The sequence below is a fragment of the Variovorax sp. RO1 genome (assembly GCF_002849325.1).
Taxonomy (GTDB): Bacteria; Pseudomonadota; Gammaproteobacteria; order Burkholderiales; family Burkholderiaceae_C; genus Variovorax.
Genome location: NZ_PKMT01000002.1, coordinates 1050066 through 1062809, shown reverse-complemented (window position 1 = coordinate 1062809; position 12744 = coordinate 1050066). Strand labels below are relative to the sequence as shown.

At 70.1% G+C, this 12744-nt stretch carries 10 protein-coding genes; 6 read left to right on the top strand and 4 right to left on the bottom strand.

Going from position 1 to position 12744, the window contains the following annotated elements; genetic code table 11:
- Positions 1 to 29 precede the first annotated feature (29 nt).
- A complete protein-coding gene (locus CY658_RS16030) occupies positions 30 to 413 on the top strand; it encodes a PaaI family thioesterase (RefSeq protein WP_101491119.1) in 384 nt (127 codons plus the stop codon).
- Between the two features lie 15 nt (positions 414 to 428).
- Here the strand turns inward: CY658_RS16030 and CY658_RS16025 are convergent, their stop codons facing one another.
- On the bottom strand, positions 429 to 1397 hold the full coding sequence (locus CY658_RS16025) for a DMT family transporter (RefSeq protein ID WP_101491118.1): 969 nt from the start codon (positions 1395 to 1397) through the stop codon (positions 429 to 431).
- A gap of 142 nt (positions 1398 to 1539) precedes the next feature.
- On the opposite strand from CY658_RS16025, the gene CY658_RS16020 reads away from it, so the two are divergent.
- The 4 genes from CY658_RS16020 (at position 1540) to CY658_RS16005 (ending at position 9268) form a co-directional block, all read left to right on the top strand.
- Entirely contained in the window at positions 1540 to 2418 is an 879-nt protein-coding gene (locus CY658_RS16020) for a LysR family transcriptional regulator (protein WP_101491117.1), read from the top strand.
- Between the two features lie 69 nt (positions 2419 to 2487).
- The gene (locus CY658_RS16015) at positions 2488 to 7272 is read left to right on the top strand and encodes a CapA family protein (RefSeq protein ID WP_101491116.1); all 4785 of its coding nucleotides are present in this window, start codon (positions 2488 to 2490) and stop codon (positions 7270 to 7272) included.
- Positions 7269 to 8219, top strand: coding sequence for an alpha/beta hydrolase family protein (locus CY658_RS16010; protein ID WP_101491115.1), 951 nt, complete (start codon positions 7269 to 7271; stop codon positions 8217 to 8219). Before CY658_RS16015 ends, CY658_RS16010 begins: the two co-directional genes overlap by 4 nt.
- A complete protein-coding gene (locus tag CY658_RS16005; protein WP_101491114.1) occupies positions 8216 to 9268 on the top strand; it encodes an aldose epimerase family protein in 1053 nt (350 codons plus the stop codon). Before CY658_RS16010 ends, CY658_RS16005 begins: the two co-directional genes overlap by 4 nt.
- A 13-nt stretch (positions 9269 to 9281) precedes the next feature.
- Here CY658_RS16005 and CY658_RS16000 read toward each other — a convergent pair whose 3' ends face one another.
- The gene (locus tag CY658_RS16000) at positions 9282 to 10226 is read right to left on the bottom strand and encodes an SMP-30/gluconolactonase/LRE family protein (RefSeq protein ID WP_101491113.1); all 945 of its coding nucleotides are present in this window, start codon (positions 10224 to 10226) and stop codon (positions 9282 to 9284) included.
- 135 nt (positions 10227 to 10361) lie between these two features.
- Between CY658_RS16000 and CY658_RS15995 the strand changes: the two genes are divergently transcribed.
- Positions 10362 to 11135, top strand: coding sequence for an SDR family NAD(P)-dependent oxidoreductase (locus tag CY658_RS15995; RefSeq protein WP_374221115.1), 774 nt, complete (start codon positions 10362 to 10364; stop codon positions 11133 to 11135).
- A 4-nt stretch (positions 11136 to 11139) separates the two neighbouring features.
- Here the strand turns inward: CY658_RS15995 and CY658_RS15990 are convergent, their stop codons facing one another.
- Positions 11140 to 11637 (bottom strand): DUF4274 domain-containing protein, encoded by a 498-nt coding sequence (locus CY658_RS15990; protein ID WP_101491111.1) that lies wholly within the window; start codon positions 11635 to 11637, stop codon positions 11140 to 11142.
- Positions 11638 to 11652: 15 nt separating this feature from the next.
- Positions 11653 to 12612 carry a LysR family transcriptional regulator gene (locus tag CY658_RS15985; protein WP_101491110.1) on the bottom strand — a complete coding sequence of 320 codons (960 nt, stop codon included), beginning with the start codon at positions 12610 to 12612 and terminating at the stop codon, positions 11653 to 11655.
- Between the last annotated feature and the right edge of the window lie 132 nt (positions 12613 to 12744).

The following is a 12744-nucleotide window of genomic DNA, read 5'->3' as shown; positions in this document are numbered from 1 at the left end:
GTCGGCCAGCCCTTTCATTCCGCATCGCCATGAAACACCCCTTCGCCGAACTGATCGACCTGCACTGCGAGCAAGCCACCGCAGGCGCCAGCACCATGACGCTGGTCGTCGCGCCGCAGCACCTGAACCCGCACGAGGTGGTGCACGGCGCCGTGCTCTACGCGCTGGCCGACACGGGCATGGGCACGGCGCTGTACCCCACGCTTGAGGCAGGCGAGATCTGCGCCACCATCGAGATCAAGATGAACTACTTCAAGCCCGTGTTCGAGGGCAAGGTCGTCTGCAAGACCACGCTGCTCAACCGCGGGCGCACCGTCGCCAACCTGGAGTCGCGGCTGTACGTGGGCGACGTGCTCGTGGGGCATGCGAACGGCAACTACGCGATCTTCCGGCGCAACCGCGCCGAGGGCTGACGGTCCGCGTGCTGCTCAGGGCGTGACGCCGCAGGTGCGCTGCGCCGGTGCACGGACCGCAGCCACCGGCGTCGCCGCCCGCTTCGCCGCCATCACATGCAACAGCAGCGCCGCCACCACCATCGCCACGCCGACGATCTCGTGGGTGGCGGGCGGCTTGCCCAGTGCCACGCCCATCAGCAGCGTCGACACCGGCACGAAGTTCAGGAAGGCCGTGCCCGTGACCGCGCCGAGGGCGCGCACGCCGTGGTTGAAGGCCAGCACCGCGAGCGCCGACGGCACCAGCCCCGCGTACAGCAGCACCTGCCACGACAGGCGCAGCCCCTGCGCGCTGGGCGCGGGTGATGCGCCCAGCGCGGTCATGCCCACCGCCACGGCCAGCAGCAGCGGCCACGAGGCCAGCACCGTGAGCGCGGTGTATTCCACCGTGTCGAGCGTGGGAAAGTGCGCCGCGCCGCGCGTGTAGAAGACCCAGCCCAGCGTGCCGACGAAGGCGATGGCGTCGCCGAACAGCGAGTCGTGCGACAGCGCCGCGCCGCCGGGCGACAGCAGCCCGGCCACCGTCGCCACGCCGGCCAGCGCCAGCGCAGCGGTCAACAAGGTGGTGCGCGTCGGGCGCACGCCGTCGAGCCACCAGCGCAGCAGCTGCGTGGTGATCGGCGTGGTCGCGATCAGCACCGCGCCGTGCGAAGGCTCCGAGTGCGAGAGCCCGATGAACAGCAGGATGCTGAACACGCCGAAGCCCGCAAAGCCGTGCAGCGCCAGCGGCACCGCATGCCGCCGCAGCTTGTGCCAGCCGCCGGCGCCGCGCAGGCCCAGCAGCGCGGCGAACACGAGCGCCGACAGGGTGTAGCGAATGAGCGTGAGCCACACGGGCGCCACGTGGTGCAGCACCCCCTTGCCGACGAGGAACAGGCTGCCCCAGCTGGCGGTGGCGAAGAGCAGGGCCGCAATGCCCGGCAGGCGTGAGGAAGGGGAGGACACGGGAAGACCTTTCAAGGAAACAGCGAAGTGCGTGGCCTGAAGGATGGGGACGCCTCGCCGCGAAGACCATTCGTTTCTTTGGACAGGGGCTTCCGAAAAAGCGAACGGACGGCCGCGCCGCACGCGCTCACAATCCGCGGTCATGGAGCTGTACCAACTGAAGACCTTCGTCGCCATCGCGAAGGAGGGCAACCTCACTCGCGCCGCCGAGCGCGTGTTCACCAGCGCGCCGGCCGCCAGCGCGCAGCTCAAGGCGCTGGAAGACGAGCTTGGCGTGCGCCTGTTCGAGCGCACGCCGCGCGGCATGTCGCCCACCGCGGCCGGCCAGCGCCTGCTCGAAGAGGCCGAGCGCACCTTGGCGTCCGCGATGCGCATGCAGTCGGCCGCCGACCAGCTGCGCGGCGCGGCGCAGGGCGTGGTGCGCTTCGGCACGGTGGTCGATCCGGTGGCGCTGCGGCTGGGCAGCGTGCTGGTCACGCTGGCGCAGCAGCACCCGCAGGTCACGCTGCAACTCAAGCAGGGGCTGTCGTACGAAACCCTGGCGGCCGTGCAGCGCGGCGAACTCGACTGCGCCTATGTGCTCAGCGACGCCGAGCGGCTCGAAGGCTTCGAGCTGCGGCGCCTGGGCGTGGTCGACCTGGCCGTGGGCCTGCCGCTGGCCGTGGCGCAGGCGCATCCCGAGCTCACGCTCGACCAGCTCACCGACCTGACCTGGGTCGGCACGCCGCCTTCGTGCATCCTGCGCGCGCACCTCGAAAAACTGTTCGCTTCGGCCGGGCGCGACTACCGCCAGGGCGTCACTGCCGACGGCGAGAGCGCCATCCGCAGCATGGTCGCCAGCGGCATGGGCGCGGGCCTGATGCGGCTCGACCAGGCCGAGCAGGGCGAGCGCCAGGGCGAACTGAAGATCTGGAACGGTTGGCGCTCACACACGTGGCTGTGCTGGCTCGCGCCGGCCGGCGGCGAGCGCTCGGCGGCGGTCGAGGCCGTGCGCGGCGCGGTGTTCGACGCCTGGGCCTGACCCGGACCTGATGCGCCCCGGATTTCCGCAGTGGCAGGCCGCGCCGGGGCCTGTCATCATTCGCGGCGCATGACTCACCAAGCTCCCGTTCCCCTCGCCGATCTGTTGAACCGCGCCAGGCAGGCCCTGGCCACCCCGGACGGGGCGCTGCCCCCGGCCGTACCCGCCACCGACGAAGCCGGGTGCGTGGTGTTCCTCGCCATCGGCGAGGGCGAGAGCCGCGCCCGCGTCGTCATGGGTCGCGGGCCCGACACCGAGGCCGCGTGGCAGGCCGCCGCCGAAGCGCTGGCCGTGAAGGCGAAGCGCGCCGAGCGGCCCGCGCAGCGGCTGCGCGCGGAGATCGTCGAGCGCAGCACGCCGATGACCTGGGGCGAACTGAAGGCGCGGCTGGCACAGACCAAGCGCAACTACTTCAACGAAGGCATCGCGCTCGACGCGCTTTTCGACACCGCGCTGCTCGCACAAGAGATGCACGGCAGCGCCGTGCTCTACAACGGCACGGTCGACCACGCGGAGCCCAACAACGGCAACCTGCGCACCCACACCCAGCGGCGCTTCGGCGAGGAGCGCGACTTTCCCACCGACGACGCCGCGCCCGTGTGGTGCTTCACCACGCGCGCCGTGTATGTCGACGTCGACGGCGCCTGGCCACTGACGGCCGAAGGGCAGGCCGCGGGCTTTCGCACGCTCACCGACTGGAACGCACAACAGGTGCGTGCGCTGGTCGATTCGGCGAGCGACTACCTGGCCGAGCAGGTCAAGCCCACGGGCGAGTTCCACTACGGCTGGTTCCCGTGCTTCGACCGCGCGATTCCCACCTACAACACGCTGCGCCACGCCAGCTCGACCTACGCCATGCTCGAAGGCTGGGAGCTCACGCGCAGCGATGCGCAGAAGGCTGCCATCGATCGCGCGCTGGGCTTCCTGAGCCAGCGGCTGATCCGCCGCGCCACGCTGCCCGACGGCACGCAGGCCGCGTTCCTGGTCGATGTCGGCAACGAGATCAAGCTCGGCGGCAATGCCGTGTGCCTGCTGGCCTTCGTGAAATACACCGAACTCACCGGCGATGCGCAGTACCAGCCGCTGATGGAGCAGCTCGCGCTCGGCATCCGCTCCATGCAGGACGCGCAGACCGGCCGCTTCGTGCACGTGCTCAACCACCCGGGGCTCGACGTGAAGGAGCCCTTTCGCATCATCTATTACGACGGCGAAGCGGCCTTCGGTTTGATGCGGCTGTACGGCCTCACGCGCGATGCGCGCTGGCTCGCGGTGGTCGAAAAAGCCTTCGAGCATTTCATCGCGGCGGGCCACTGGCGCGCGCACGACCACTGGCTGAGCTACTGCGTCAACGAGCTCACGCGCTTCAAGCCCGAAACGCGCTACTACCAGTTCGGCCTGCAGAACATGGCGGGCCACCTGGACTTCGTGCTGGAGCGCATCACCACCTTCCCCACGCTGCTTGAGCTGATGATGGCTGCGCGCGAGATGGTGCTGCGGCTTGAAGCCGACCCGGCGCTGCGCCCGCTGCTCGCGGGGCTCGACCGCCACAAGTTCGACCGCGCGCTGGAGCACCGCGCGCGCTACCTCGCCAACGGCCACTTCTGGCCCGAGCTGGCGATGTTCTTCCGCCACCCCGACCGCATCGCGGGCTCGTTCTTCATCAAGCACCACAGCTTCCGCGTGCGCATCGACGACGTGGAGCACTACCTGTCGGGCTATGTGGCCTACCACCGGCTGCTCGAAGCGCGCGAGGCGCAGCAGCAGAGCGCGCAGCTCTCGCAAGCCGTGGCCGAGCCGGTTGCGCCGCGCGGCCTCGAGGGCGTCGTGCTGTGGGGCGGCGACGTCAACCTGAGCCGCCGCCAGCACTACCGCATGCACGAGCTGGGTGGCCCTGCGCGCATGCTCGGCGACATCCCCGCGCTGCGCGAGGCCGACCTGCGCATCGTGAATCTCGAATGCGTGGTCGCCACGACGGGCGCGCAGGGCGTCGAGAAGAACGAGGGCTGCCCGTACTACTACCGCGCACGGCCCGAGATGCTGTCGGTGCTGACCGAGGCCGGCATCGACATGGTCGCCACCGCCAACAACCACAGCGGCGACTACGGCCCCGAAGCGCTGCTGGAGCAGCACGGGCTGCTCAACGCCGCCGCCATCGCCTTCGCCGGCACCGGGCCCGACCTCGATTCGGCGTTGAGCCCCGCCTTCCGCCAGGCCGGTGGGTTGCGTGTGGCGCTGTTCTCGCTCGACGCCACGCAGCCGAGCTTTGCCGCGACCGCGAAGCTTCCCGGCGCGGCCTGGCTGCCGCTCAGCGACCCGGCCGCCTGGCGCGCCACGCTCGCGCCGCGCATCGCCGCCGCGCGCCGTGAGGCCGACGTGGTGCTGGTGGCCGTGCACTGGGGCAATAACCAGGAGACCGCGCCTTCGCGCGCCGAGATCGCCGTCGGCCATGCCATCGTCGAGGCCGGCGCCGACGCGGTGCTCGGCACCTCGGCCCACCTGCTGCAAGGCATCGAGGTCTACCAGGGCCGGCCCATCCTGCACGACGCAGGCGACCTGCTGTTCGACGCGATCCGCCGTGACCTCGGGGATTCCGGCGTGTTCTCGCTGCGCCTCGGACCGCACGGCGTCGAAGAGGTGGTGTTCACGCCGGTCGGCGTGGGCTTCGGTTTCTCGCAGCAGCGCGAGGGCGAGGCGGCGCAGGCCGCGAGCGCGCGCTTCGCTGAACTGTGCCGTGCGCTCGGCACCGAGATGACGCCGCGACCCGACGGGCGCTGCGCCCTGCAGCTGTCGCCGCCCGAACGCACCGCGCCGGCCGGCCGCCCGCCGCTGGCGCCACTGTCGGCGTCGCGCCCGCCCGCGCTGGTCGGTCCCGTGCTCGCGCCCCGGCCCGAGTGGTCGGTCGATGCGGTGCCGGCCGACGCGCAGATGCGCCCGATCCAGATCGGTCCGTTGCGCCTCGTGGGCATCCGCTGCGCACCGACGCAGATCGTCGGGCGACGCCTGCTGTGGGTCGAGTCGTACTGGACCGCCGATGCGCCCGTGAGCGTCGACCTGCGCGTGCAGTTCCGCGCGCTGGCGATGCGCAGCACCACCATGCCGGCCTGGGGCGAGGCCATGGACCACGACCCCTGCGACTGGATGTGGCCCACCAGCCGCTGGACGCCGGGGCGCATCTACCGCGACCGCTACGGCCTGCGCGCGCCGCGCCTGGGCCTGCTCGAGAACGACGTGCTGCAGATCGAAGTGCGCGTGCGCGGCGCGCTGCCCGATCTGCCGCCCGCGCGCCGCCTGCCCGTGTGGTGCGGCCTGCGCCTGAAGGCACCGACGCCGCTGCCCGAGCGCCCCGCGCCCGTGCTCGCGGCGCTGCGTCCGGGCGCCGCACCGCAGGCATCGCCCGTGTGGACGGCCGACGAGCTGCAGCGCGTCACCGGCGGGCAGTGGCTCGTGCCGCCGCCGCCGGGTTGGGTCGCGAACGCCGTGGTGCGCGGGCCGACGCACATGGCACTGCTGCCGAAGCCGGGGCTGTTCATCGCGTCGGACTACCGCACGCTCGCCAGACACGAGAACTACAGCAAGCCGCGCGCTGACAACCCCGACCGCCACGACGACCTGCCCGTGCTGCAGCGCGCGCTCGCGGGCGCCGTGGTCGCGCACCCGGTGGACGGGCTCGATCCGGACTTTCCGCTGCTGCAGGTGGACGACCCGATCCGCGCCATGATCGACCTGGGCGTGGCCGCGCGTGCGCGCTTCAAGGGGCGCGTGGTGGGCGTGACCGGCACGGTCGGCAAGTCGTCCACCATCGCCATGCTGCGCGACCTGCTGCCCGAGGCGGCGCGCGTGCACACCACCGTCGACAACTACAACTCGCGCGTCGGCGTGCCGGCCACGCTGGCCTGCCTGCCGGCCGATGCCGACGTGTGCGTGCTCGAGATGGCGCAGAGCGGGCTGTGGATGGATCGCGGTCCGATCTCGCTGGTGGCGCGGCCGCACGTGGCCATCCTCACCGAACTCGGCCTGTCGCAGACCTACCGCGCGACCACGGTGGAACAGACGGCCGACTACAAGTCGCGCATCTTCCTCGGGCTGGAACCCGGCGGCGTGGCCATCGTGCCCGATCACATTCCCTGCCTGATGCAGGTGGTGCAGGCGGCCGCGCGCACGGCGGGCGCCATCTGGGTCGTGGGCAGCGGGCCCGACGCCAACATCCGCATCGTCGACACCCGGCCCGAGCCCGACGGCGGCTGCCGCGTGCGCATTGCGCTGCCGGGTCGCACGGTCGAGTACCTGTTCCCGATCGCGAGCGAGGGGCTGGTGCGCAATTCGGCGCTGGCCTTTGCCGCGCTGCTGGCGTTAGGCTTCGACGCCGAGGCCGCATGCGCGCGCATGCCTTTCGTGCGCCTGCCGGCCTCGGTGATGCAGCTGCGCCCGCTGCGCACGCAGGGCGGCGTGCAGGCCACGCTCATCGACGACAGCTGGAGCGCCGAGGTCATGTCGATGCGCAACGCGATGGAGTTCGTGCGCACCTGCGAGCGCGCCGCGCACGGGCCGGTGACGCGCAAGATCGGCGTGCTCGGGCGCATCGTCAACCTCGACAAGGACGCCGAGGCCATGCACCGCGGCCTGGCGGCGCCGCTGCTCGCGTCGGGCATCGCGCACCTCGTGACGCACGGCGCCGAGATGCGCTGGCTGCGCGAAGAGGTGCCGGCCGCGCTGCTCGGCCCGCACTTCGAAGACGCCGCGCAGCTCACCGGCTACCTCGGCGATTTCCTGCGCGACGGCGACCTGGTGCTGGTGAAGGGCGACCGCCTGGCGTCCGACTTCGGCCTCATTCCCGAGCTGCTGCAAAAGCTATGAAGTCGCGCGCACGCCTGGCCTGCCTGCTGCTGGTTCTCGTGCAGACGGCCTGCGCGCAGCGCGTCGATGCGCCGAGAACGCCAACGCCCCGCGAGCCGGTGGCCTCCGCGTCGGCCGAGGGCGCGCTGCTGCACTGGAACCAGCCCGCCGTGCGCGCCAACTGCCCCGACCGTCCCGGCTTCCTCTGGGTGCAGGCGGTCGAGGGGCCGTCGTGCATCCGCTACTTCGCGAGCCGCGACATCGACGACGCGCGCATCGCCATCGTGCAGTTCTCGGGCGACCGCGACAGCCTGATGAACCAATCGCCCACGCGCATTCCCGGCAACACCGAACCGCTGCGCACGCTCGATGCGCAGGCCGCGAGCGATCGCGCCGGCATGCCGTGGATCTTCATGGCGCGGCCTGGCACCTACGGCTCGTCGGGCGACCACCGCCGGCGGCGCGAGGCGGTGGAGTTCCATGCGCTCGATGCGGCGCTCGAGGCGCTGATGCAGCGCCACCGGCTGCAGCGCGTGGTGATCGTCGGCCACAGCGGCGGCGCCACGGCCGGCGCCGCGCTGCTCACGCTCGGGCGCACGCGCGTGGCCTGCGCGGTGCTCACCTCGGGCGCGTTCGACCTGCTCGAGCGCGCGCGGCGGCTCGGCCGCTCGAAGGACGGGCGCACCGACACCACGGGCAGCACGCAGGTCTACGACCCGCTGGACCATGTGGCCGGCATCCCGCGCGACCCGCAGCGGCGCATCGTGCTGATCGGCAACCCCGACGACCGCAACACGCCGTTCGTGCTGCAGCAGCGCTTTGCCGATGCGGTGGGCAAGGCGGGCCACCGCGTCGAAGTGATGACGCATGCGGCCGAGCCGCCGACCTTCCACGACCTCAAAGACCGCATCGGCCTGCGCACCGCATCGCAATGCGCGCGCGAGGCGCTGCAATCTCAAGCCCGATGACCCACCCCATCACCTCGCGCCCGTTCGGCGCCATGCCTGACGGCCGCCCCGTCACCGAATACACGCTCGACAACGGCCACGGCCTGCGCCTGAGCGCCATCAACCTCGGCGGCATCGTCACCGCGCTGCACGTGCCTGACCGGCAGGGGCGCAGCGCGAACGTGGTGCTGGGGCTGCCGTCGCTCGATGACTACCTGAAGCCGCATCCGCACTTCGGCACCATCGTCGGCCGCTATGCCAACCGCATCGCGGCGGGCCGCTTCACGCTCGACGGAACCGCTCAACAGCTGGGCCTGAACGACGGCCCGAACACGCTGCACGGCGGCGCCACGGGCTTCGGCAAGCGCTACTGGGAGATCGTGCCGGTGCCCGACGAGCTCGCCCTCGAGCTGCGCTACACCAGCGCCGACGGCGAAGAAGGCTACTCCGGCGAAGTGCAGCTGACGGTGCGCTACACGCTGAGTGCCACGGCCAACACCTGGCGCATCGACTACCGCGCCACCACCGACCGGCCGACGGTGCTGAACCTGAGCCACCACGACTACTTCAATCTCGCCGGCAGCGGCTCGGTGATGGACCATGTGCTCACGCTTCCCGCGAGCCGCTACTGCCCGGTGGATACCACGCTCATTCCGCTCGGGCTGGGCGAGGTGGCCGGAACGCCTTTCGATTTCCGCACGCCGACGCGCATCGGCGAGCGCATCCGCGAAGGCCACGAGCAGTTGCTGCGCGCGCATGGCTACGACCACAACTGGGTGCTTGATCGCAGCGGCACGGGGCTTTCGCTTGCTGCGCGTCTCGCGCACGAGGACTCGGGCCGCGTGATGGACGTGCACACCAGCGAGCCCGGCGTGCAGTTCTATTCGGGCAACTTCCTCGACGGCAGCCTGCTCGGCGGCGCGGGCGCGAGCCTGCGCCAGGGCGACGGCCTGTGCCTGGAGACGCAGCACTTTCCCGATGCGCCGAACCAGCCGGCGTTTGCGTCGACCGTGCTGCGCCCCGGCGAGGTGTTCGCCAGCACGACCGAGCACCGCTTCAGCGTTTGCTGAAGCGCGCGTCGGCTCAGCCTGCGAACAACGCAGCCGGCACGCCCGGGCTGTCGATGCGCACCGAGAAGAGCCCACCGGCCAGCGGCTCGCTCTTCAGTTGTTCTTCGGTGCGGCTGTTGCGCGCCGTCGAGATGTAGAGCGTCTGCATGTCGGCGCCGCCGAAGGCGCAGTCGGTCACGTTGCTTGCGGGCAGCGCAATGCGGCACAGCTCGGCCGCGCTCACCGGGTCGTGGCAGGTGATGCACGACCCGTCCCAATGCGCGATCCACAACCGCCCGGCCGCGTCGGTGGTCATGCCGTCCGGCAGGCCGTCACCCTTCGGGAAGCGGTGCCACACGCGTTTGTTCGACACCGCACCGGCCTCCATGTCGAAGTCGTAGGCGTACAGCAGGTTGATCGCCGTGTTGTTGAAGTACATGGTGCGGCCGTCGCCCGACCACGTCGGCCCGTTGGTCACCTCGAAGCCGTCGTCGTGCCGCGTGCAGTGGCCGTCGGCGTCGAAGCGGTAGAGCGCGCCGGTGGGCGCCTTGCAGTCGAAGTCCATGCTGCCGGCCCAGAAGCGGCCGCGGCTGTCGCACTTGCCGTCGTTGAAGCGGTTGCCGATGCGCTCGGGTTCGGGCTGGTGCAGGTAGCGCGGCTTTGTGGTGTCGCCGGGCGCGGTGGTGTCGAACAGCGCGAAGCCGCGGCGCAGCGTGAGGAACAGGCCCGGCGCCGACGCTCGCTCGGCAATCGCGGTGATCTCTTCGTCGAAGTGCCAGGTGCGCTGCGCGCCCGTGGCCGGGTCGTAGCGGAAGAGGCGCGGCTGCAGGATGTCGATCCAGTACAGCGCCTGCTCGCGCACCGACCACAACGTGCCTTCGCCGAGATCGGCGGCGGCGGGCCAGAGGCATTCGGGCGTGCCGAGCACGCGAGGGGCCGCGAGCGGCGAAGAAGGGGCGCTTGTCTCTTGCATGGTCATTTGTTCTTTCTGAATGTCATGTCGCCTTGACGCGGCGGATCGTATCAAGGCATATTGATAACTGAAATCGAAAATATCGGCATCGATTGATATTTGTTTTGCAATGTCATGAGATGCGCCCTGGAGACCTTTTCCTTGAATTCCCCTCAACTTTCCATCCATCCCAGCCTCAAGAACCGCACCGTGTTCGTCACCGGCGGCGGCAGCGGCATCGGCGCGGCCATCGTCGCTGCTTTCGCGGCGCAGGGCGCGCGTGTGGCCTTCGTCGACATTGCGGAAGGTGCCAGCGCGGCGCTCGCCGCGCAGATCACCGAGGCCGGCCACGCTGCGCCGTGGTGGCGCGCCTGCGACGTGCGCGACATCGGCGCGCTGCAGAAGGCCGTGGCCGACGCGGCCGCCGAACTCGGCGACTTCGCGGTGCTGGTCAACAACGTGGCGAGCGACGATCGCCACACCCTCGAATCGGTCACGCCCGACTACTACGACAACCGCATGGCCATCAACGAGCGGCCCGCGCTGTTCGCGATCCAGTCGGTGGTGCCGGGCATGAAGCGCCTGGGCTTCGGCTCGGTGGTCAACCTCGGCTCCACGGGCTGGCAGACCAAGGGCTCGGGCTACCCCTGCTACGCGATCGCCAAGTCGTCGGTGAACGGCCTCACGCGCGGGCTCGCCGTGGAGCTGGGCCGCGACCGCATTCGCATCAACACCGTGTCGCCCGGCTGGGTGATGACCGAGCGGCAGGTGAAGCTGTGGCTCGACGACGAGGGCGAGAAGGCGCTGCACCGCAACCAGTGCCTGCCCGACAAGCTGATGCCGGAAGACATCGCGCGCATGGTGCTGTTCCTTGCATCCGACGACGCGAAGATGTGCACCGCGCAGGAGTTCACGGTGGACGCCGGTTGGACCTGAGCGCTCAGTCGAACAGCGCCTCGATTTTCTCGACCACTTCGAAGGGCAGGCCGTCGTCGTAGTTCTCGGGTTCGAGATCGACGAACTCGGTGCCCACTTCTTCCCGCATGAGCGTGGAGACGGGGCGCACATTCGGCAGGCGGGAGTCGCCGGGCCCGCCGCCTTCGGAATGCTCCGGCGCGAACCAGATGCGGGCTTGCGTGTAGAAGCCGCCGGCGTAGCGCTGCTCGATCAGCAGCAGGAGTTGGAAGGTGTCTTTCTCGTAGTCCTTCAAGCCGTCCTCCGACGCGAACTGCACGTAGCCGGCCGCGCCCAGGTACCAATAGATCATGAGCGCGGTGCCGCGGTCGAGTTGGGGGTTGTCGATCAGCCAGCGCAGCGCCGGGGCGTTGTCGTCGTAGTTGGAGCGGGCCACGTACACGTGCCGCTGCTCGGGCGTGGCCCCCTCCAGGTACGACAGCACGATGTCGCGGATGGTTTGCGTGCGTTCTTCGTCGGTCATCGAAATTCTTCCGGTTCAGTCCATCTCGAGTTTGCGTCCGTAGACGCTCATGCTCGCCGTCTTCAGTGCCTTCATCATCACCTTCGCGGCCGGCGACGGCAGCCGGTCGGTGCGCGTGATGATGCCGAACTGGTCCATGTGGCAGGGCATGTCCAGCGGCAGCAGCGACACGATGCCGTGCGCCGCGTAGTAGCGCGCCACGTCGCTCGCCAGCACCGCGACCATGTCGCTCTGCTGCAGCATGCGCGTGATGAACAGCAGCGCCGGGCTCTCGATGATGTTGGCCGGCGGCGCGAGGCCTTCCTCCTGGAACATCAGCTCGAAGCGGTGGCGCAGCACGCTGCCCGCGGGCGGCACGATCCAGCCGGCGCCCACCACGTCGCGCAGCGTGAGCCCGCTCACGCCCAGCAGCGGATGGCCCGGGCGCACCAGCGCGCACACCGGTTCTTCGGCCAGGGCCTCGTAGCGCAGCTGTGATTTGTCGTGCTCGGCGAACAGCCGCGCCACGAGGATGTCGAGCTTGCCCTGCGCGAGACGCTCCATCAGCACCGCGCTGGTTTCGATCTCCAGCGACACGCGCAGGTCGGGCTGCTCGCGCTTGACCATCGCCACGGCCGGCGGCATCAGCGTGAGGCCCGGTGCGGTGATGGCGCCCACGTTCACCTGGCCGAAGCGCCCGGCCTTCAGCGCGGTGAGCTCGTCGTGCGCCTGGTTCAGGCTGGCCAGCGCCACGCGGGCGTGGCGGATCATGGTTTCGCCGTACCAGGTCGGGCGCATGCCGCGCGGCAACCGGTCGAACAGCGGCACCTCGAGCACGTCTTCCAGGTCTTTGAGTAACTTGGAGGCAGCGGGCTGCGTCATGTTGAGCACCTGCGCCGCGCGGTGGATGTTGCCTTCCTCGGCCAGCGCCACCAGCAGCAGCAGCTGGCGGGTCTTGAGGCGGGCGCGAATGAACCAGTGGTTGTAGGTGTTCATGAAGAAGGTGGGAACGAAGGTCTGACGGGGTTTTCCAGAATCCACCGATTGATATGCATTTTGTCTAAAAAACGATTGGATCGATATCGAAATCGTTTCTAGACTTCCGGCCCAGACCCACAACAACAGAGA

Excerpts from the sequence above, each read along its gene's own strand:
- CY658_RS16030 (WP_101491119.1), top strand. The coding sequence starts at position 30 with ATGAAACACCCCTTCGCCGAACTGATCGACCTGCACTGCGAGCAAGCC.
- CY658_RS16020 (WP_101491117.1), top strand. The coding sequence starts at position 1,540 with ATGGAGCTGTACCAACTGAAGACCTTCGTCGCCATCGCGAAGGAGGGC.
- CY658_RS16015 (WP_101491116.1), top strand. The coding sequence starts at position 2,488 with ATGACTCACCAAGCTCCCGTTCCCCTCGCCGATCTGTTGAACCGCGCC.
- CY658_RS16010 (WP_101491115.1), top strand. The coding sequence starts at position 7,269 with ATGAAGTCGCGCGCACGCCTGGCCTGCCTGCTGCTGGTTCTCGTGCAG.
- CY658_RS16005 (WP_101491114.1), top strand. The coding sequence starts at position 8,216 with ATGACCCACCCCATCACCTCGCGCCCGTTCGGCGCCATGCCTGACGGC.
- CY658_RS16000 (WP_101491113.1), bottom strand. The coding sequence starts at position 10,226 with ATGACCATGCAAGAGACAAGCGCCCCTTCTTCGCCGCTCGCGGCCCCT.
- CY658_RS15990 (WP_101491111.1), bottom strand. The coding sequence starts at position 11,637 with ATGACCGACGAAGAACGCACGCAAACCATCCGCGACATCGTGCTGTCG.
- CY658_RS15985 (WP_101491110.1), bottom strand. The coding sequence starts at position 12,612 with ATGAACACCTACAACCACTGGTTCATTCGCGCCCGCCTCAAGACCCGC.